The sequence below is a fragment of the Streptomyces sp. NBC_00996 genome, assembly GCF_045162675.1.
Classification (GTDB): domain Bacteria; phylum Actinomycetota; class Actinomycetes; order Streptomycetales; family Streptomycetaceae; genus Streptomyces.
In genome coordinates this window covers 9,023,451-9,042,806 of sequence record NZ_CP108723.1, presented here as the reverse complement: position 1 = coordinate 9,042,806, position 19,356 = coordinate 9,023,451, and the positions used below count along the sequence as shown (strand labels likewise).

Below are 19,356 nucleotides of genomic sequence, written 5' to 3'. Positions count from 1 at the left end.
AGGCCCTTCCTCCCCACGGCTCCGCAAGATCTGTGCCGCCTCCACTACCGTACGGCGGCGGCCCGTCGCCATGTGCGGCAACACGGGAATTGACCTCTCCAGGGGCGGCTCCGGCGCACGGCGGCCGCACAACACCCCATCTGTCTAGTCTTCGTGACCCAATCGCAAGTCCCGTTCCGTCCTGCCGCCCCCGGCGACCTGAAGCACAGTGGCGACGGGCGGATAGCCCGCCGCGATGACGGTGTACTCACCGGAGGACAGGTCGACGAACCGGAACGTGCCGTCTGCGCCGGTGGTCAGCGTGTCCACCACGTTTCCCGCGGCGTCCAGGAGCGTCACGCGCGCGTCTTCGACCGGACGACCGCCGCCCGCCCGCACAGTGCCACGCAGTACGGCGCCCCCGGCCAGTTCGACGTCCTGGCGGGTCTCGCGCGCGGCCTGGACGGTGACGGGGAGCGCGACCGGGCGGAACGCGGGCGCGCTGGCGGCGAGGGTGTACTCGCCGGCCACCAACTCCGTGATCACATAGCCGCCTTCGCGCCCGCTGCGCGTGGTGGCCACCACCTCACCGTGCACATTGGTGAGCGTGACGGTGGCGTCGCGCACCGGGGTGCCGTCCGCGGTCAGCACGCTTCCGGCGAGGCGGCCCGCGCCGCCGAGGACGACGTCCAGCTCCACGGGGCGTTCACCGACCGTCACCGAGACGGCTTGCGGCTGGTGGCCGCCTGCCGCGGCGATCAGGACGTACGACCCCGAGCCGGGCGTGGAGAGCGCGTACCGCCCGTCCTCGCCGCTGGCGCCTCGCCCGATCTGCTGTCCCGCGACGTCGATGAGGGTGAGCGCGGCTCGTGGCACGACGGTGCCGTCGGGGTGCTGCACCGTGCCGCAGACGGGGACTCCGGCCGCGTAGCCCGAACGGGCCTGCGGAATATGGGCGTTCACCCGGGCGGACTCCGGGTCGGCGGTCGGGGTGTGGTGGGACACCAGAGGTTTCTCCTTGAGGAAGAAGGCGATGAGCAGGCCCAGGACGAGCACGGGCACGAGGTAGAGGAAGATCCGCGGCATGGCGTCGGCATAGGCCCCGGTGTAGTCGTCGCGCAGGGCGGCGGGCATCGCGTGGACGAGCTGTGGTGTGAGGGACTCGGAGTCCGGAAGACCGGCCCCCGCGCGCGGGGGGAGACGATCGGCGAGCGCGTCGGTGAGCCGATGGGCGAACAGGGTGCCGAAGATGGCGGCTCCGACGCTGCCGCCGATCTGCCGGAAGTAGTTGTTGGCGCTGGTCGCGGTGCCGAGGTCGGCCGGTCGTACGGAGTTCTGCACGGCGAGGATGAGGACCGGCATCACCATGCCGATGCCCGTGCCCAGCACCGCCATCCAGATGCTGTAGTGCAGTCGGGGAGTGTCCACTTCGAGGCGCGACAACAGCCACATGCCGAGGGCGGAGAGGGCGCTGCCGAGGACCGGATAGACCTTGTAGCGGCCGGTGCGGCTGATGAGCTGCCCGGAGATCACGGAGGCGCCGACGATGCCGCCCATCATGGGGAGCATCAGCAATCCGGACTCGGTGGCGCTGGCCCCGTCGACCATCTGCAGGAAGGTCGGCAGGTAGCTGGCGGCCCCGAAGAGGGCGACACCGATGACCAGGCCCACCAGAGCGGTGGTGTTGAAGACGCCGTCCTTGAACAGCCTCAGCGGGATGAGGGGTTCGGCCGCGAAGTACTCGGCGACGAAGAAGAGCACGGTCGCGGCGAGCGCGCCCGCCCCGAGCCCCAGAATGACCCGCGAGCCCCACGGATACTGGGTGCCGCCCCAACTGGTGAGCAGCACCAGGCACGTTGACGCGGCGGCGAGGAGCAGTACCCCGAGCAGGTCGAGGCGACCCCTGGCGCTGGGCTTCGGCAGCTTCAGTACGACGGTGACGCCGGCGAGCGTGACCAGGCCGAAGGGCACGTTGATGTAGAAACACCACCTCCAGGAGAGGTGGTCCGTGAAGTAGCCGCCCAGGAGCGGCCCGGCAACCGAGGCGAGGCCGAAGGCGGCGCCGATCAGGCCCATGAAGCGCCCGCGTTGGCGCGGCGGCACGATGTCCGCGATGATCGCCTGCACGCCGATCATGAGGCCGCCCGCGCCGACGCCCTGGACGGCACGGAAGGCGATCAACTCGTCCATGGTGCGCGACCATCCGGCGAGTGCCGAGCCGACGACGAAGACGGCGATCGCGAACTGGAAGACACCCTTGCGGCCGAAGAGATCGCCGAACTTGCCGTAGACCGGGAGTCCGACGGTGGAGGTGAGCAAGTAGGCGGTGATCGCCCAGGACATCTTGTCCAGACCGTGCAGCTCCCCGACGATCTTCGGGAGCGCCGTGGCCACGATCATCTGGTCCAGCGCGGCGAGCAGCAGGGCGAGCATGAGCCCGAAGAAGACCAACCGCACCTGGCGTGGGCCGAGTTGGACGGGCTCGACCGCCACCTCAGTGGAGTCCTGCGGGGGCGCGGCAGCCGGTTGGTCCTTCACCAGAGTGATCCCGCCCACGTACCGCTCCCCTCGTCGCGCCCACTGCACAATTGCCGCTTATCGCGACAACTGCCAGTTAGCGCGACGAGTTACGGCGTACCGTCGCGTGACAGGGGGATCCACTCGAAACGGTGAGGCGCCAACGGGCCCTGCACGGTTACCCCTTGGCGAGCGGACCGCGTGGAACTACTTCTCCACCTCGGTGGCGAGCTTGGCGAGCACCGCGTCGTAGATCCGGGCGAGGCCCTTGGGCGCGAAGGTCTTCTCGAAGAAGCCGCCGATGCCGCCCGCGCCGTTCCAGACGGTGGTGATCACGACGCGCGACCTGCCCTCGCCGGCCGGGGTGACCCGCCAGCTGGTGACCATCGAGGAGTTGCGGTCCTTCTCGACGAGCTCGCCGTCGGTGGGCTCGCTCACCTCGAGCAGGCAGTCGCGGACGCGCTTGCTGGTGGCCTGGAGCTTCCAGTGGACGAGGGTACCCTCGCCGTCGCCGCCCTCGCGCACCTCGTACTCGCTGAAGTGCTCGGGCAGCAGCTTCGCGCGCGTGCCGCTGTAGTCGGCCAGGGCGTCGAACACCGCCTCCGCGTCCGCCGCGATGACCCGCTCCGTCGTGGCCTCGACCTGCGCCATGGCACTTCCTCCAGCAATTGGTTCCTCGGGGGTGTGCCGCCAGCCAACCACCAGGCGACCCGGCCGCCCAAATCGGGGCCCCCGAGCGGCGTGGACCGGCCACCGGGAGCCCCTCGCGGGTGTCACGGAAAAGGAGGTCGCACGATCAAGGGAACATGTGTTCTATTCTGTGCCCAGTGCTATCGAGGAGGCGTCATGCGCTGGGAGAACCTCACAGTGGACCCCGCCGGGGACCCCGCCCGGGACGCCGCGCTGTTCGGCGCGGACGCGGTGACCACCCACCTATTTAGCGAGGGAGGCCCGATGCCCGGCGCGCGACAAGCAGACAAGGCCTGGAAGGCCATGACCAGGTCGATTCCCGAGGAAAGCGCCGCCCGGAACCAGGCGGGCAGGGCGGCGGATGCGGCGCTGTTCCAGGGCGCCAGAGTCCGCCCCACGAGCGAGAGCCGCGCCGAGGCGTGGCTGCTCCTGCGCGAGCGCACCGCGCACCGCCTCGAACGCTCATGAACTCCCGTCGCGCCGGAGGACCGCAAGCCTGCGGTGCGACGGGTCCCCTGCTCGGAGCAGTCAGAAGCCCGCCCAACCAGAGGCTTGCGGTCCTCCGGCGGGGTGGGCGCTTGAGACAGCCCATACCTGACGTTGCATCAGAAAAAGCATCTGGGCTGATGCTGACATGTGAACACAAAGATCGCAGCTTTGCCGAGTGCCTCGCGACGACCCCGACTGGATCATTGAGTGGCGTCGCGAGCTGGGCGAGCGCATCGCGGACCTACGCGCGGCTGCCCACCACACCCAGGAATCACTCAGCGAAGCGACCGGCGTGAGCCGCGCTCACATTCAGCGAATCGAGCGCGGCACCTCGGATCCCCGGTTCGGTGACCTGCTGCGCATCGCCGCCGCCTTGGACGAGAACGTGACCGTCCTCATCGGGAGTCCTCCGACCCAGCGCTGAGGCCCCGCCCATCCGCCACGGGGAGAGCGGACAGACGGGGCCCGTATGGGGAGCCGCTACCGGCGACGGCGCTTCCAGGGCTCAGGGCAGCGGCACGGCCTCACGACACGCGGCCCAGTCTCGGGCCGCAGCAGTGAGCGCGGCACGATGAGGCAGCGGACGCGTGCGCTCCCAGTCCTCCCACGCAGCGTGGACGGTGCGCGCAAAGACGGTCACGTTCGCAGGGTCGGCCACGCGGTACGCGGGCACCTGCCGCGCGAACGCCTCGGCTTGCTCGGGGGTGTGGCCGGCCGAGATGAGCCGAGGGATCGTCAGCGCGGCGTCGGCCCACGCCGGCGCGGGGCAGGCGAGGGCCCAGTCCAGGAGCAGCAGGTCGCCGCTGGCGGTCACCAGCATGTTGTGCGGGGACATGTCCGTGTGGGCGAGTCCCCGGCCCTGAAGTCCTGCCGGTACGTCCTCGGGCAGAAAGTCGGCCCAGCGCGAGTGAAGCGGCTTCTTGCACAGCTCTTCGGGCCACCGCGCCTGGGACGTGATGGTCAACGTTTGCACGAGCGGGCCGAGGTCATCCGAACCAGGGGTCAGGTCCGGGTACCGGCCGTCGATGTACTCGCATCCGTAGAGCAGCCATCCCCCGGCGTCGACTTCGAACAGCACGTGGGGCGAACAGCACGCGGTTCGCGTGACCTGGGCTTCGTGGCGGTATACCCACGCCTGCGGGTCGTCCCGCTGGGTGCCCTTGACGAACACCCGGCCTGCCCGTGCGTGAACGGTGCAGGCCAGCCGGGACATGACGCCGTGCGGCGCGGCCTCTGTCGCTGTGACCGTGCCTGTGCACTGTTCGACGGCGGCCCGGGTTGCTGCTGGGAGGTGCTGCCATTCGATGCGGTCCACCGCGGTCTCCTGGAACAGGTCGAGCGAAACGGGGAGGCCCCCGGCTTGGCCACAGCGTGGCACACACCGAGGACCGGTGAGCACCCGTCAGGAATGGATCGCGGGATGGTTCGGGCTGTCCGAGCAGTTCGCGTGGCACTGCGAGCAATGTGCGAGGTCCAGCTCGGGCCAGAACTCCATGTCGATCTCGTACCCGGCGAGAGTGATGCAGTCGACGGTCCCGGCGCGGAGCGCCCTGCCGCCCCCGTGCTCCTCAGGGTCGAGATAGCCAGGCTGGTGGTCCAGGAACCGGCCAAAGGTCTCCGCGCAGAACTCCCGGTACGCCTTGGTGTGGAGCAGGAAGGCGTGCCAGAAGTCGTCCACCAGCGGTGACGGGGAGAGGGGCCTCTTGCTGTAGGCGCACGCGGCGAGGAAGGCGAGCATCTGGCCGACGCCGCGGTCCGCCTTCTCCTCCGTCAGCTGGGGGAACTTGTCGCGCATGTTGGCCACGAGGGTTGCCCGCGTGTCGTCGCTGATCAGGCTCCGAGCGTCGATCACCCGGCGGTTCGTCGTGTCAGTCACGTTCCGTGCCTCCTTGGTCGGTGGTGCTTCGGACGTGCGTGGTGCGACCCGCCCCGGGGCTCGACCTGTCCAGGGTTGGGGCCCGGGGCGGGGGTCTTGCAGACCCCTCCCGCCGTGTCTTGCGGAGCACGACGGGAGGGGCGTTCGCAGTGCGGCCCTGACCCTGCGGCTGCCATGGGGGTGCGTCAGTTCGGGGTCCACGCCAGCACCAGGGCGAGGACGGACGCGGTCACGGCCGCCACGTAGAAGAGCAGGCCGGTGATCGACTTCACGGCTCGGCTCTGCTCAGGCTCTCGAAGTGGTCCACGAGGGCGTTCAGTGCGCGGGCCAGGCGCCGGGCGTACGAGACATCTCCTCCCGGTGCGGGGCTCGGCTGCGCCGCGAGTCTCTGGCGGGCCTCGCCCAGGCAGGCGAGGGCGCAATACCTCGGGATGCTGTTCTTCGCCAGCTTGGCGGCAGCCCGCTCCACCTCGGGCATGAGCAGGTCCAGGTGCCCGCGCAGCAGGCTGGTCAGCGTCTCCAGCTCTTCGGCGGTCGGCGGCAGTACCTCGGGGACAGCATCCGGGTTGAGCAGCCTGTCGATGGTCTCGTGCATGGTGTCGATGTCCGGCACGCCGGTGTCGCTGTCCGTTTCTACGGTGCCGGTCATGCCTTCACCCGGCACACGCGTGCCGTCATCTTGACCCCGGGTTGCGCCGGGACCGTACTGTTCGTCATGTCGACGCTCCCTCGCTGATTTGAGCGTTGGCCGCGCCCGGGGCCGTGTCAGCGGTCGCCGGGCTTCGTCGTTCCGGCAGCCGGGCACAGTACGGCCGCTTTCGCGGCACGCTGGCGCGGCACAACAAAGAGACTGGACCGGTGGACCGGTCCAGTCAAGCCGTACGGGAAGGAGGGGGCGTCAATTCACTTACCGCATCGGATATTTGTCGATCTGCTCGAACACGTGAGAGGCCGTCACGCCCTCCTCGCACACGAGCGCCAGCCGGTCTTTGTCCAACGCCGCGTGGAGCACGACCGCAACCGCCACAGGCTGCTCCACCTCCAACAGGCGGGCCTCCTCTTCCGTGGCCAGACGCACCGTCGTGACATCTGCGCCTTCCACCGGGGACAGACCCGTCTCACGCCGCACATAGTGCGTGGTGCCCTCAGCGATGGGCCCCTTCATGGATAGGCGTGGAGCGGCGTCCGCGATCGACGGAGGAAACCAGGCCGTCACCAGGCTGTGCGGCGAGCCGTCTTCGAGCAGGAGCAGCCGGATCCGCCGCAGCGCCTTCTCGCCGGGCATGAGCCCCAGGACGTCGGCGACCTGCGACGGCGGCACCGTACGGTCCGGGATGCCGAGCCGCCGGTACGGGGCACCCCCAGACACGCGAGTGGACCCCGCCCGGCGCCCGCCAGCGGGCCTCGCGATCGGGGTCTCCGCAACCGTGAACCCCGAGCCCTGACGGGCCACCACTAGGCCGTCATTGCGCAGCACGTCGTAGGCCTTGACGACGGTGGCCCGCGAGACAGTCCACTGCTCGGCAAGGTCGCGGCCAGAAGGCAGCAGCTCACCCGCCACGAACTCACCGTTCGCGATCCGGGTGCGCAGATCCTCGGCGATCTGCTCGTACTTCAGCAGTGGCATGGGGCGTTGTTCCGATCACTGGACTGGTCCACCGGTGAGCCCTCAGAATGCCCGCATGACGAGCCCTGAGCTAGCGCCGGAGATCACACGGTTCTACACCGAGACCATCGACGAGGCCGACCGGCTGACCACGACGGCCGACGGACGCCTGGAGATGGTACGCACGCAGGAACTGCTGCGCCGACACCTGCCCCCTTCGCCAGCCCAGATCTTCGACGTAGGCGGCGGTCCCGGCGCCCACGCCCGGTGGCTTGTCGCCGACGGCTACACCGTCCACCTCGTCGACCCGATTCCCCGCCATATCGAGCAGGCCAAGGACACGGGCGCCACCGTCGAACTGGGCGACGCCCGCCAACTCACCGGCGAAGACGCCGCCTACGACGTCGTTCTCCTCCTCGGCCCCCTGTACCACCTCATCGACCGCGCAGACCGAGACCGGGCCCTCACCGAGGCGTACCGCGTCCTCAAGCCGGGCGGCCTCCTGGCGGCAGCAGGCATCAACCGGTACTCATCCCTGTTCGAGCATGCCGCCTACGCCCATCTACACAAGGAAGCGATGCAGGCGAGCATCGACGGGATCCTGCGCAGCCAGATCCACGACGGGAAGAAGGCTTTCACCGCCGCGTACTTCCACAGCGGCGAGCAGCTGCGCGGCGAGGTCACCGCCGCTGGTTTCCAGGACGCCGAAGTCTTCGGCGTCGAGGGCCCAGCCTGGTCCATGCTGGCTGCGGCTGAACGGAACACGGGCGCCGACTTTCGGGAGACGCCGCTGTTCGAGTCGGCGCTGACCGCGGCGCGCATGGCTGAGCCGTACCCGGAGCTGCTGGCGGCGAGCTCCCACCTTCTGACGATCGGGCGTCGGCCATCAGACCGTTGAATGATCGAGGGGCTTGCCGGACCATGTCCGAGCACACGAATAAGAGGTTGTCTCACGTGGCAAGTTTCGCGATCTCCTTGTACCAGGTCAGGGCGGCGGCCATGGCCAGGCCTCGGCTCTGCCAGTCGTTGCGGACCATGTACGGGATCTTGAGACCACGAGCAGCCCATGGCAGGCTCATGCCGCATGATCGATGAATTCGCGAAAGACAACCTGCACGGGAGACTGCGGCGGGACCGCAAGGCGCTGCTCTGGAAACTCGACGGCTTGTCCGAATACGACGCCCGCCGACCGTTGACAGCGACCGGGACCAACCTCCTCGGCCTGGTCAAACACGTGGCCAGCGTCGAGGCCAGGTACTTCGGCGAGGTCTTCGACCGCCCTTCCCCGGAACCGCTGCCCCGGTGGCAGGACTCCAACGGCAGCGATCTGTGGGCGACCGAGGACGAGACCCGCGATCAGATCATCGGGTTCTACCGGCGCACGTGGGAACACTCGGACGCGACGATCAACGAGCTTCCCCTCGACGCCCCCGGCCACGTGCCGTGGTGGACGGAGCCTTATGCCGACACGAACCTGTTCGCCGTCATGGTCCATGTACTCGGCGAGTCCATCCGGCATGCCGGGCACGCCGATATCCTGCGCGAGGGCCTCGACGGCCGGACCGGGTTGCGCGCCGAACACGAGAAGCAGATCGACGAGGAAGCCCGTGCAGCCTACTGCGCGAAGATCGAGCAGGCCGCCAGGTCGGCCGCACCAATCAAGGGTTAGAGGCAACGCCGTGACTCTGTTGGTGATCTTCAGGAGTCATCCGGCGGCTGCGGTGCAGAGGGTGTGGAATCGGCTTGATCGTGTGCGTCCACGGGGTGTTTCGGCGATCCAGTCGGCGGTGCGGGTGAGGTTGCAGGCTATGGCGGTGAGGACGTGTTGAACATGCGTCTTGGCGAGCCCCCGGTAGCGGGTGCGGCGTAGGCCGTTGCTTCGGATGGTCTGGGAGAGTCTCGCCTCGATGCCGGCGCGGATGGCATAGCGTCGTTGCCATTGCTCGGTCTGCTGGTCGAGGCGGTGGTCCCGATCTCCGCTTTCAGCAATCCGAAGAAGCTCTCGGCTGCGGCGTTATCGCAACAGGAGCCTGTTCTGCCCATGCTCTGCCGCATTCTCAACTTCCGTATCTGGCTGCGGTATTCGCGTGAGGTGTATTCGGATCCGCGGTCGGAGTGTGCGATACAGCCCTCCTTGAGCAGTCCACGGCCGGCGGCCATCTTCAGCGCGTCGACGACGAGCTCGGCGCGGTGGTGGTCAGCCATGGCATAGCCGATCACTTCCCAGGTGGCCAGGTCGATGACGGTGGCGAGGTACCACCAGCCGGCGAGGGTGGGCAGGTAGGTGATGTCGGAGACCAGTTTCGTGCCGGGCTCAGTGGCGGTGAAGTCACGTCCGACCAGGTCGGGGGACGGGATCGCCTTCTTGTCCGGCCTGGTCAGGCCGCGGCGCCTGCGGCGGGTGATACCCCGAATGTCGTGCTCGCGCATCAGCCGCTCGACTCTCTTCCGGTTGATCCGCCGGCCCTTGCGGCGCAATGCGGCCGTGATCCTCGGGGAGCCGTAGGCGCGGCGGGACTGCGTGTGGAGCTTCCGGATCTCCGTGACCAGCTCGGTCTCCTGGCCCGCTCGTGTCTCGGCGGCCGGGCGTGCGGCACACCAGGCGTAGTAGCCGGAGCGGGACACGCCCAGGACCTTGCACATCAGGCTGACGCTGTGGCCGTCCGGGTTGTCCTCGGTAGCCTTCTCCGCATCGATGAACGCGTAGCGCACGGCCACTTCGTCGATTCCCGCGCGAAGAAGGCCGCGGCTGCTGCTGTTCCCGGTTCTCCCGCCGCAGACGCCGCAGCTCATCTTTCTCGTCGCTGGTCAGGGCACCCGCAGGCCCGTGCCCGCGGTCAGCCTCGTCCTGCTTGACCCAGTTGCGCAGTCCCTCGGGGCTGACGCCGATCTCCCGGGCGACCTCGGTGACCGTCTTCCCTGACGAGTGCACCAACGCGACCGCGTCGCGTTTGAACTCGGCCGTGTACCGCTTGCTCATGTTGCTCTTCTTGCTCACTACCTGGAACTGCTTCCTCCGGGGCCCGTCCGTCCCAGTATCAGGCTGTCCAGCTCAGCGGGGGAACTTCAAGGTCATCATTGCCCCCAAGGTCGGTACAAGGACCGGTAATTGTGAAGGCGACGTTCACCGCGCGGCGCATGAATCGCACAGTTTGTAGCCGACTCGTGACTGTGCGAATCGCCGGAGTTGGGTGGCAGGCCGGGGTTCTACCCCTCCCGGGCGCACGGGTTCGCGCGGCCCGCCCGAACGCATGCGGGGTACGGTCGCCTGGGACGCCTGCGCTCGCGCCGGTGGGGGTTTCGCCATGTCACGACTTGAACACACCGTCTTCACAGGTCACTTACATTGGCGCATGATGCCCCCTGCACGCAAGCCGCACAGGGGAGACCATGAGCCACGACACCACGCCGCCGATGCCGGACTTCCCGCCACCGCCGCCGCCGGCCCCGCCGAAGAAGAGCCGCACCAACCTGATCATCATCGGATCCGCAGTCGCCGTGATCGCCGCGGTCATTGGAACCGGCGCTGTTGTCGTCAACAGCCGCGACGACAAGGGCAGCACCACGAAGGCCGCGGAGACGAAGCCTGCTGATGACACCGTTACGGCCGCCGAGGAACCCGAGCCCACGCCGAGTGACACGGGGCCGCAGGTGTTCGGGCTGACTGACACGGTCAGCTATGAGACCGGCGTGGAGGTCAGCCTCAGCAAGTTCACGCGGGGCATGTCGAGCGAGTACGCGACACCGGAGAACACGCCTTACGTCAGGTTCACGGTGAAAGTGAAGAACGGGTCGACCGACACCGTGGACGTGACGGGTCTCACGGTGAACTGCTCCTACGGTCAGGACGGGAGCAGCAGTGATTCCATCTTCGACACGGACAAGGGCTTGGAAGGCGGGCCGGAGACACGTCTGTTGGCGGGCAGGTCGATCAGTGTGCCGTGGGGGTGTGAGTTCCCGAAGGGGGAGTCGTCGTTGCAGGTGGAGGTGTCCCCGGATTACGAGTCGGAGACGGCAATCTTCACGGGCAGGGTGAAGTAGCCAGACGCGTGGGGCCTTCTGGGGGCAGTGTGAAGCGGTTCTTCATCGGCGCGGTGGTGGCGTCGACCGTGCTCGCGGTGGCGGGCTGCTCGGCATCGCGGGAAGAGATCTACTGGTACGCGCTCGATATCGGGGTGCAGATCGCTGGAGACTACGAGCCACTTCCCCAAGACCCGCGGTGCACCGACGGAAGCATCACCGACCCTGCTCAGCGCATCTTGGCATGCAGCGGATGGGACGCACCGTCACAGGGCTGGATCCGCGAGCAGTGTGGCGAGCGGATGCCCGACGGCGTGGCTGACCGGAGCACGTGGATGGAGGGCTGCGCCGACGGCGCGAACGACTCGCCGAAGTATGAGGTGTTCGGGAAGCATCCCTGAGTCAGTCGGCCCGGAGTTCCACCGGTTCCCCCCGTGCCGGCTCTGCCCTGTTCGCATCTCAGCGGCTAAGACACGGAGCCATTCGCCTTCCGCGCCGTCGACCGTGCCGGGTCCATCACGCGGGTGCTGTCACCCGCTGCTTGTACAGCTCGAAGCCGTACTCGACCATCTGCACGGTGAGCGTCGTGACCCAGACCATGATCTTGGAGTCGGTGGAGAGCTTGGTGAGCGCAACGTTGCCGACCTGGCTCACTATCTCTCTCCAGAAAGCCCATGGCTGTGGACATCCCCATGGGCGAGCGCGCTGCAGGCACTCCAGACGGCCTCTGCCTGGTCCGCCCCCATGCCGACGAGGTGATCGCCGGCTGTTTGGACCATCGTCTTGTAGCCGAAGGTCAGCTCCTTCTTCACGTCGCTCGGGCAGATCCCGGCGCTCACGGCAAGGTCCCGGATCTGCTTCTCGCGCTCGGTCGTGGTGCGGCTCGGCGTCGTACCCAGGAGCTGGTGCATCCGATCCGAGTGCTTGTTGCTGTCCCTTTGGAGGGCGAGTCGGCGCGTGATGCGCGTCAGACGCTTGCGCGGAGCGAGCAGCCAGACGGCGCGGGCACTGTTCTCGAACGCCCCGCGCAGCAGCGTCGCCTGGGCGTAGATGTGCATCGTGACGGTGATGTGGTCGCCCTGCTGGTCGCCGATCAGGCTTCGCCGGAGGCAGTTCACGTGGTCGCAGGCAACGGTGAGCGCCTGCCAGGCCAGGTGCGACACCTGATACGGGTTGGTCTTGGCGTCATCGCCCGCCAGAGGGCTGCCCGACTGCACGTCCCAGGCCGACGATGGCGTGGAGGTGAGCGCTTCGTGGGGTTTGATGTTCTCCAGCTGCGTCAAAATCGCCCGGCGGTACTGCTGTTCGTCGGTGTTGATCGTCACAAGATGAGGGTATTCGTCAAACTCGCCCGCATGCGACCGACTTTCAAGAGCGAGCAAAGGGCCGGGCAGCGCGGGGTGTTGCGGGGTGGGCCGGGGTTCTGCCCCTCCCGGGCGCACGGGTTCGCGCGGCCCACCCTGGACGCTGGCGATGTACGGCCAGGCGGTGCTCCGCCTGGCCCAGGGTAGACCGGGGCTCGCGGGCGACTGACTCGTGGCGTGTCAGCGTACGAGGGCCTTTCGGCATTCCGGCTCGAAGGGATGGGCGGTGGCCTCGGCTATAGCTGCGTCGATGAGAGCCTGATCAGCTCCCTGGGCGCTTAGGTTCCATACGCGGTACTGGGCATCGGTGGCACGCGCAAGTTCGTTCCAGGCTTCGTCCAGGCGAGCGGCTCGAGCAGCGTTGTCCGCGATGTCACTCCAGCCGTGAGCCTCTTCGGCAGCCGACTGGGTGTTGTCGGCGGCCTGGCCCGGAGAGCCCATATCGACGCGTTCACATGCCTTGCGGGCGTACGACAGTGCCGTGTCGGACGCACCTCCATCAGGGCCAGCTGCCGCCAATCCGATTGCCACTCCGGCCCCCACAAGCACAACGATTGCAGCGGCGCCAAGGCCGACCCTGAGTGCGGCCCGGTTCTGCTGAAGCTCTGATCTCGCAGGCGTATCGAGGTCCTGCTTCGGTGCGTCGTTCATCCCCACCCCTTTGCTGACTGTGTGCGGATTCTACGAGCGGCCGTGCCCTGCCTGCGCAGTGTGCTAGTCGCGGTAAGGGTGCTGGGCTTCGAGGCCGGTGTCGACGGTGTGGCGGATCGCGGCGCGTACGGCGCCGCGGTCCCGACGCGCAGCCAGACAGGGGAGCGGCATGACCTCGGTCATCGTCGTGGGTGCGCTTGGCGTCATCACCATCACTGGGGGTCTGTTCTTGCGGCGCCTCCTCGGTCAACTGGCCGAGCTCAGGCGACAGATCACAGGGATCGACAGGCAGATGCGCGCCCAGCGAGCCCACGTGACATGTCTCAGACAGCTCATTACCGAAGACGAAGACGCGGACCACGCCAACGGTCCGCAAGCAGAGATAGCCGTCGCCAACGGCGGCTTGGAGGTATCCGGCGACTCCGCCACCCTCCCACCTCCAGGACAAGAACCCATCCGCAGGAAGCGGCACTTGGGCCTGTACATCGGCGGAGCGGTCAGCGCCGCAGCCACCATCGCCACAGCAGCGCGCGGGGCCCTGCGCGCCCACCGCAACCAGTTCATCGGGACCCTCACAGCAGCCGCCGTCCCCGCGGCGACGGTCACCATGTTCGTCGCGCAGCCGTGGAGCGACGGCGCTGACCAGCAGCCGCCGCCCTCTTCATCCACAGCGATACCGTCTGCGACCAGCCAGGCCGCCCGACACTCCATCGACCCCGCCCGGACCTGTCGTCGCACCCCGCTTGCCCGGGCCCAGCGCGGCCCCGTCGCCCGGCGAGACGGCACTGGCAGCGCCGGGCGCGGAGGCCGGCGGCACACCATCGCCCACCGAGGCAGAGGCCTTCTCTCCTGCGCCGGCCGACCGTTCCAGCACAAGCCCCAGTCACGGGAAAGGGACCGCTCCTCCAGGCCAGACGCACGAGCCGACGCCGCCGGGCCACACGCACACGCCCGGGCCACCCGCCACACATCCCGGGAAGGATGGCAGCCCGCCCGGCCTGAACGTCTCGATTGACGTGTCGGTCTCCCCTTCGCTGGACGTTCAGATCTGCGCTCTCTGCGGCTAGATCCCGCGCGGGGACAAGACCCTTGGCGACAGACCGACAGCGTGTTCCCTCCTGGCACTTGCAGGCCATCCGGCCTCCCTGGGAGGGTATGCGCCACCCGGCATCAACGAGTCTTCGGAACGATCCTGATGGATTCCGGGTCGAACTTCCGCCTGCCCGGCCCGGCCGGACGGATCGCCACCGTCATCAGCATGCTGATGACAGCCCGCTTACGATCCAGCGGCAGGGCGACCCACGCCGCCACCGCATCGTCGGCGCGCACGAGATCCCCCAGGACGGCCTCCCGGTCGGGGCTGGTCATCTGCTGCTCGATATCCGCCAGCCGCTGCTTGACCCGCCGCACGGCACTCTTGAATTCGAAGACATCAGCCTCGTCATTGTCGGCGAATTCGTCGGTCATGTTCTTCAGACGCGCCCTGAGGACACCCGCCTTGGCAGCCAGCTCATCCATGTCCGGGCGCTCCTCGTCCATAAGGTACCGGCCCGCGTCCTCCTGCACCAGCAGCCGCGGCACCAAACCCAGCGGTTCACCCGGCTCCGTACCCGCAATCATCCTGTCAATGGGCTCAGCGTTGCGGGCCAGGTGCTTGATGGGCCCCCGGCACTTGTAGATGCGGTCGGGGCCGCCCTTCGCGCTGCTCTTCGGCCCGCGCTGCGCGCTCGTCACCGTCGTGCCGTCATCGCACACCCCGCACAGGGCGATGCCCGACAACAGCCACTTACGCGCCGGGCCCGGCGATGTCCTGCGACTCGGGTGGGTCAAGATCTTGACTGCCTGGCGCCACTGGTCCTCGCTCACGATCGCTGGCCACTTGCCCGCGTACGTGGTGCCGTTGTACTGGCGCAGGCCCGCGTACCGCTCGTTCTGGAGCAGGTAGCGCACGGCATTGTGGGTCCACGGCTTGCCGTTGCGGTTGAGGATCTCCCGCTCATTCAGGTCGGCAGCAATGCCTGACAGCGCAGCGCCTGCCGCGATCGCCTCGTACGGGCACACCGGCCCCGGAGCGCCGGCTGGACGTCGTCCGTACCCTGACGGACCACGGCATCGGCTGCGGTGTCCTGATGGCCCCGGTGATCCCCTTCCTGGGCGACCACCCGGCCCAGTTGCGCGCCACGGTACGGGCGATCGCGGCCTCCGGCGCCACCTCGGTGACCCCGCTCGTGCTGCACCTGCGGCCGGGCGCCCGCGAGTGGTTCATGGCCTGGCTGGAGCGCCATCACCCGTATCTCGTGCGGCGTTACGAGCGGCTGTACGCGGAGGGCGCCTACGCCCCGAAGTGGTACCAGCGCCGGATCACCCGTCAGGTCCACGAGCTGGCAGAGGAGTACGGCATCGGCGCCACGCGCGCAGGGACGCCCCGCAGGATCACCACCCCCGCGGAGCCGACCCAGCTCACGCTGCTCTGAAGCACCTTCGAAACATCTCTGACGGCATCCGAGCGCATCCCGCGGCTCAATCGGGTCAAGTCTCGTCAGAACGAGTTCCTCCGACCTCCCTTCCCGGGACGATGCGGCGAGGGCCGTGGCCTGCACGGCTCAAAATCCTCCGTCCTGGGGAGGCTTTATGAAGAAACGCGCAGCTGCTCTGTGCGGGGCAGCCGCCGTGGTGGCCGGGATGATCACGTCGATCCCCGCCGACGCGAGCGCCGGCTCCGCGACCGCACCGCGCACCACCCAGACCACGAAGCTCACCTGGAAGAAGTGCGGCACCAGCGACTATCCGAGGCTCCAGTGCGCGTCCCTGCCGGTGCCGCTGGACCACTCGAACCCGCACAGCCGGCTGATCACCCTCGCCCTGTCCCGCGTCCCGCACACCGCGAAGACGGACCAGGGGCCGCTGCTGGTCAACCCCGGCGGACCCGGCGGCAGCGGTCTCACACTGGCCGGATTCGTGGCGTCGTCGCTGCCGAAGCAGGTGGCCGCGCAGTACGACGTCATCGGCTTCGACCCGCGCGGCGTCGGCGCCAGCAAGCCGGCCCTGGACTGCAAGCCCGGGCAGTTCAACCCGGCCCGCCCCGACACCGTCCCCAGCACGCCGGCCATGGAGAAGGCCAACCTCGATCGCGCCAAGGCCTTCGCCCAGGCCTGCGGCACCAAATATGCGAGCCTGCTGCCGTACATCGACACGGTGAGCGCGGTCCGGGACATGGACTCGATCCGGAGCGCGCTCGGCGCAGAGAAGATCAACTACTTCGGGTACTCGTACGGCACCTACCTGGGCGCCATGTACGCGAAGCTCTACCCGAACCGCGTACGCCGGCTGGTCCTGGACTCCATCGTCGACCCCACCGGCGTCTGGTACGACGACAACATCCAACAGGACTACGCCTTCAACGACCGCCACCAGGCGTTCCTGGCCTGGGTCGCCAAGCACAACGCCACGTACCAGCTCGGCACCGACCCGGCGGAGGTCGAGGCCAAGTGGTACGCGATGCGGGCGGCGCTCGCCAAGAAGCCCGCGCAGAAGAAGGTGGGCGCCTCCGAACTGGAGGACACCTTCATCCCCGGCGCCTACTACAACGGCTACTGGCCCCACCTCGCCGAGGCGTTCGCGACCTATGTGAACGACAAGGACTCGGACCCGCTGATCGAGGCGTACGGCCATTTCGGCGCCGTCGATGCCTCGGGCGACAACGGCTACAGCGTCTACACCGCGGTGCAGTGCCGTGACACGTCCTGGCCGCGCGACTGGAACCAGTGGCGCAACGACAACTGGGCGGTGTACGACAAGGCGCCCTTCATGGTCTGGAGCAACGCCTGGTACAACGCGCCGTGCGCCTTCTGGCCGACGAGCTCGCTCCAGCCGATGGACATCTCCAACAAGGCCCTGCCCCCGACGCTGCTCTTCCAGGCCACGAACGACGCGGCCACCCCGTACGAGGGCGGTGTCACCGTCCACCACCTGCTGCGCGGCTCCAGCCTGGTGGTCGAGCAGGGCGGCGGGAACCACGGGATCACGCTGAGCGGAAACGCCTGCCTGGACACGTACCTGGCGACGTATCTGACGAACGGCAAGGTGCCGCACAGCGGCGGCGAGATCGACGCGGTGTGCGAGAAACTGCCCGACCCGAAGCCGCTGACCACCACCAAGGCGGCTTCGACCACCTCGCGCGGCTCGGCGTTGCACGGGCTGCTCGGCTTCCGAGGCTGAACCCCCGCCGAGCAGTGCCCCGTCGGGGGCGTTGTCAGACCCATGATCCACCATGGACGCATGAGTGAGTTGACGCGCATCTCCGCCCCCGACGGGGTCGCCACCGCCGCCGCGTACACCCACGTCGTGATGGGTACCGGCCGCTTCGTGGCGATCTCGGGCCAGCTCGCCCTCGACGAGGACGGCAAGCTCGTCGGCGAGGGCGACCCGGCCGCCCAGGCCCGTCAGGTCTTCGAGAATCTGCGCCGGTGTCTCGCCGCCGCCGGGGCCACGTTCGACGACGTCGTCAAACTCACCTTCTTCGTCACGAGCATGGCCCACATGCCCGCGATCCGCGCGGCCCGCGACGCGCACATACCCGCCGACCGGCTCCCGGCCGCTTCCGCCCTCCAGGTCGCCGGGCTGGTCCGCCCGGAGTTCCTCATGGAGATCGAGGCGTACGCGGTGGTGGCCGAGTGAGCGGGCTCCTGGTCCGCGAGATGACCCTCGCCGACTGCGACCGTGTTGCCGAGATTCGTATCCGAGGCTGGCAGATCGCGTACAAGGGCCTGATACCGCAGCCGTACCTCGACACGCTCAGCGTGGAGAGGGACGCGGCACGGCGGCGCGCGTACTTCGAGCAGGGCGGCGGCGAGGTCGTGAACCTGGTCGCTGAGCGGCACGGCGAGGTGGTCGGCTGGGCCTGCCACGGACCGTACCGGGACGGTGAAGTCCGTGCGGGGGACGTCGAGTTGTACGCGATCTACGTGCATCCCGATCGCGTCGGCGAGGGGGTGGGGCGCGCGCTGCTGCGGGAGTCGGCCGATCGCTGCGCGGCGGCCGGACACGCGCGGATGCTGCTGTGGGTACTCAAGGAGAACGCTCCGGCCCGCCGCTTCTACGAACGCGCCGGCTTCGCCCCCGACGGCGCCGAGGAGCCTTTCGACGTGGACGGGGTCGCCGTGCCCGAGGTGCGGTACGTGCGCGTGCTGGCCGACGCCGCAGTGGACTGACCGCCTGCGCCGTCACCTCGGGGGGAGGCGTCCAGCCGCACCTTCGCCTTGGGGCGGGCGCGCGCCCACGCCGTCTCCTCGGGTCGGACATACGCCTGCGTCGTCTCCCCGGGGAGACAACCAGCCACACCTTCGTCTTGGGGCGGGCGCGCGCCCACGCCGTCTCCTCGGGACAGGCGTCGGCCTACACCCCCTCCTTCGGCAGCCGCGCCAGCGCATGCACGGCCGCCTCCGCGAGCGCCGGGTGTGCCAGCGCCTCGTTCAGGACGGGTCTCGCGCGCGGGTCCCCGAGCGCGCCCAGGCCCTCCACGCACGCGAGCGCGACCCTGCGGTACGGGTCGTGCGGGCGCAGCCTGCGCTCCAGGGTGGTGATCAGCGCGGGCACGGCCTCGGGAGCGCGCAGCTCGACCAGGAGCCGTACCGGGTGGAGTGCGTAGGCCACGCGCAGCTCGTTCGTGGCGAGCGCGGCCGCCGCGCGGGCCGTGCGGGAGTCACCGAGGCGGGCCAGGGCGTACGCGGCGGACGCGCAACGCTGCGGGTCGCGGTGGTTGAGCAGCAGAACGAGCGCCTCGAAGGCCCGCCGGTCCCCGGCGACCCCGAGCCGGAAGGCGACCAGCTCCCGGGCCCACAACGGCTGCCCCGGAGCGCTCAGCTCCGCCGCCAGCCCGTCGAGGTCCTCGGTCGCCAGCAGACGGTCGTACTCCGCCGAGGCTCCGGCCTCGGCCCGTACACGCTCCGTGAGTGACCGCAACGCTTCGTCCATGGCGCCGAGCCTAGAGAAGCCTGTGAGGCGCGGGGACGTACATCACAAAGTCGGGGGCTGGCGCGCTCGTTACTGGCGGGTTAAGCTCAGACGAGCGAGTTACCCACTCGCGTCGTACTTGCGGTGGCCTGGTGACGCAGCCGCCGTGAGAGCAGTCGGTTCGGTACTTCAGGTACCTGCGTACGACACGG

Annotated in this window: 23 protein-coding genes and 3 pseudogenes; 10 read left to right on the top strand and 16 right to left on the bottom strand. The window is 68.7% G+C overall.

Annotated features, from left to right (window positions below; all coding sequences use genetic code 11):
• Positions 1-144: 144 nt before the first annotated feature.
• Complete coding sequence (locus OG390_RS41940) at positions 145-2,535, bottom strand: MFS transporter (RefSeq protein ID WP_406175291.1); 2,391 nt, start codon at positions 2,533-2,535, stop codon at positions 145-147.
• A 168-nt stretch (positions 2,536-2,703) separates the two neighbouring features.
• On the bottom strand, positions 2,704-3,147 hold the full coding sequence (locus OG390_RS41935; RefSeq protein ID WP_406175290.1) for an SRPBCC family protein: 444 nt from the start codon (positions 3,145-3,147) through the stop codon (positions 2,704-2,706).
• Positions 3,148-3,342: 195 nt separating this feature from the next.
• On the opposite strand from OG390_RS41935, the gene OG390_RS41930 reads away from it, so the two are divergent.
• Entirely contained in the window at positions 3,343-3,654 is a 312-nt protein-coding gene (locus OG390_RS41930; RefSeq protein WP_406175288.1) for a hypothetical protein, read from the top strand.
• A gap of 196 nt (positions 3,655-3,850) precedes the next feature.
• The gene (locus OG390_RS41925; protein ID WP_406175286.1) at positions 3,851-4,099 is read left to right on the top strand and encodes a helix-turn-helix domain-containing protein; all 249 of its coding nucleotides are present in this window, start codon (positions 3,851-3,853) and stop codon (positions 4,097-4,099) included.
• Positions 4,100-4,180: 81 nt separating this feature from the next.
• Here the strand turns inward: OG390_RS41925 and OG390_RS41920 are convergent, their stop codons facing one another.
• From OG390_RS41920 to OG390_RS41905, 4 genes are all read right to left on the bottom strand, one after another.
• Positions 4,181-4,990 (bottom strand): phosphotransferase, encoded by an 810-nt coding sequence (locus tag OG390_RS41920; RefSeq protein ID WP_406175284.1) that lies wholly within the window; start codon positions 4,988-4,990, stop codon positions 4,181-4,183.
• An 87-nt stretch (positions 4,991-5,077) separates the two neighbouring features.
• Positions 5,078-5,551 (bottom strand): glycine-rich domain-containing protein, encoded by a 474-nt coding sequence (locus OG390_RS41915; protein ID WP_406175282.1) that lies wholly within the window; start codon positions 5,549-5,551, stop codon positions 5,078-5,080.
• Positions 5,552-5,819: 268 nt separating this feature from the next.
• The gene (locus tag OG390_RS41910; RefSeq protein ID WP_406175281.1) at positions 5,820-6,200 is read right to left on the bottom strand and encodes a DUF6415 family natural product biosynthesis protein; all 381 of its coding nucleotides are present in this window, start codon (positions 6,198-6,200) and stop codon (positions 5,820-5,822) included.
• A 258-nt stretch (positions 6,201-6,458) separates the two neighbouring features.
• Positions 6,459-7,178, bottom strand: a complete 720-nt coding sequence (locus OG390_RS41905) for a GntR family transcriptional regulator (RefSeq protein WP_406175279.1) — start codon at positions 7,176-7,178, stop codon at positions 6,459-6,461.
• 55 nt (positions 7,179-7,233) lie between these two features.
• Here OG390_RS41905 and OG390_RS41900 point away from each other — a divergent pair, with 55 nt between their 5' ends.
• Positions 7,234-8,055 (top strand): class I SAM-dependent methyltransferase, encoded by an 822-nt coding sequence (locus tag OG390_RS41900; RefSeq protein ID WP_406175278.1) that lies wholly within the window; start codon positions 7,234-7,236, stop codon positions 8,053-8,055.
• Positions 8,056-8,107: 52 nt separating this feature from the next.
• Here OG390_RS41900 and OG390_RS41895 read toward each other — a convergent pair whose 3' ends face one another.
• The gene (locus tag OG390_RS41895) at positions 8,108-8,236 is read right to left on the bottom strand and encodes a hypothetical protein (RefSeq protein ID WP_406175277.1); all 129 of its coding nucleotides are present in this window, start codon (positions 8,234-8,236) and stop codon (positions 8,108-8,110) included.
• Positions 8,237-8,241: 5 nt separating this feature from the next.
• On the opposite strand from OG390_RS41895, the gene OG390_RS41890 reads away from it, so the two are divergent.
• Positions 8,242-8,826 carry a DinB family protein gene (locus tag OG390_RS41890; RefSeq protein ID WP_406175275.1) on the top strand — a complete coding sequence of 195 codons (585 nt, stop codon included), beginning with the start codon at positions 8,242-8,244 and terminating at the stop codon, positions 8,824-8,826.
• Positions 8,827-8,862: 36 nt separating this feature from the next.
• Here the strand turns inward: OG390_RS41890 and OG390_RS41885 are convergent, their stop codons facing one another.
• From OG390_RS41885 to OG390_RS41875, 3 genes and pseudogenes are all read right to left on the bottom strand, one after another.
• The gene (locus OG390_RS41885) at positions 8,863-9,078 is read right to left on the bottom strand and encodes a transposase (protein WP_406178189.1); all 216 of its coding nucleotides are present in this window, start codon (positions 9,076-9,078) and stop codon (positions 8,863-8,865) included.
• Between the two features lie 62 nt (positions 9,079-9,140).
• Positions 9,141-9,950: pseudogene (locus OG390_RS41880) on the bottom strand (IS3 family transposase); the annotation flags it as partial.
• Positions 9,934-10,137: pseudogene (locus OG390_RS41875) on the bottom strand (transposase); the annotation flags it as partial. The pseudogenes OG390_RS41880 and OG390_RS41875, both read right to left, overlap by 17 nt.
• Positions 10,138-10,571: 434 nt before the next feature.
• Here OG390_RS41875 and OG390_RS41870 point away from each other — a divergent pair.
• Both OG390_RS41870 and OG390_RS41865 read left to right on the top strand, forming a co-directional pair.
• Positions 10,572-11,198: a hypothetical protein gene (locus tag OG390_RS41870; RefSeq protein WP_406175274.1), complete on the top strand. Its 627-nt coding sequence runs from the start codon at positions 10,572-10,574 to the stop codon at positions 11,196-11,198.
• Positions 11,199-11,227: 29 nt separating this feature from the next.
• Positions 11,228-11,578, top strand: a complete 351-nt coding sequence (locus OG390_RS41865; protein ID WP_406175272.1) for a hypothetical protein — start codon at positions 11,228-11,230, stop codon at positions 11,576-11,578.
• Between the two features lie 115 nt (positions 11,579-11,693).
• Here OG390_RS41865 and OG390_RS41860 read toward each other — a convergent pair whose 3' ends face one another.
• The 5 genes from OG390_RS41860 to OG390_RS41840 form a co-directional block, all read right to left on the bottom strand.
• Positions 11,694-11,831 (bottom strand): hypothetical protein, encoded by a 138-nt coding sequence (locus tag OG390_RS41860; RefSeq protein ID WP_406175271.1) that lies wholly within the window; start codon positions 11,829-11,831, stop codon positions 11,694-11,696.
• Positions 11,831-12,502 (bottom strand): hypothetical protein, encoded by a 672-nt coding sequence (locus tag OG390_RS41855; protein WP_406175270.1) that lies wholly within the window; start codon positions 12,500-12,502, stop codon positions 11,831-11,833. The genes OG390_RS41860 and OG390_RS41855 overlap by 1 nt, the downstream gene beginning before the upstream one ends.
• A 219-nt stretch (positions 12,503-12,721) precedes the next feature.
• The gene (locus OG390_RS41850; protein ID WP_406175268.1) at positions 12,722-13,192 is read right to left on the bottom strand and encodes a hypothetical protein; all 471 of its coding nucleotides are present in this window, start codon (positions 13,190-13,192) and stop codon (positions 12,722-12,724) included.
• 63 nt (positions 13,193-13,255) lie between these two features.
• Positions 13,256-13,399, bottom strand: a complete 144-nt coding sequence (locus tag OG390_RS41845) for a hypothetical protein (RefSeq protein WP_406175267.1) — start codon at positions 13,397-13,399, stop codon at positions 13,256-13,258.
• A gap of 963 nt (positions 13,400-14,362) precedes the next feature.
• Positions 14,363-15,253 (bottom strand): recombinase family protein, encoded by an 891-nt coding sequence (locus OG390_RS41840; protein ID WP_406175265.1) that lies wholly within the window; start codon positions 15,251-15,253, stop codon positions 14,363-14,365.
• On the opposite strand from OG390_RS41840, the pseudogene OG390_RS41835 reads away from it, so the two are divergent.
• The 4 genes and pseudogenes from OG390_RS41835 to OG390_RS41820 form a co-directional block, all read left to right on the top strand.
• A pseudogene (locus OG390_RS41835) lies at positions 15,241-15,666 on the top strand (radical SAM protein); the annotation flags it as partial. The gene OG390_RS41840 and the pseudogene OG390_RS41835 sit on opposite strands and share 13 nt — an antisense overlap.
• 157 nt (positions 15,667-15,823) lie before the next feature.
• On the top strand, positions 15,824-17,410 hold the full coding sequence (locus OG390_RS41830) for an alpha/beta hydrolase (RefSeq protein ID WP_406175264.1): 1,587 nt from the start codon (positions 15,824-15,826) through the stop codon (positions 17,408-17,410).
• A gap of 60 nt (positions 17,411-17,470) precedes the next feature.
• Entirely contained in the window at positions 17,471-17,869 is a 399-nt protein-coding gene (locus OG390_RS41825) for a RidA family protein (RefSeq protein WP_406175263.1), read from the top strand.
• Positions 17,870-17,889: 20 nt separating this feature from the next.
• Positions 17,890-18,402 (top strand): GNAT family N-acetyltransferase, encoded by a 513-nt coding sequence (locus OG390_RS41820; protein ID WP_406178187.1) that lies wholly within the window; start codon positions 17,890-17,892, stop codon positions 18,400-18,402.
• Positions 18,403-18,586: 184 nt separating this feature from the next.
• Here OG390_RS41820 and OG390_RS41815 read toward each other — a convergent pair whose 3' ends face one another.
• Entirely contained in the window at positions 18,587-19,165 is a 579-nt protein-coding gene (locus tag OG390_RS41815; RefSeq protein ID WP_406175262.1) for an adenylosuccinate lyase, read from the bottom strand.
• Between the last annotated feature and the right edge of the window lie 191 nt (positions 19,166-19,356).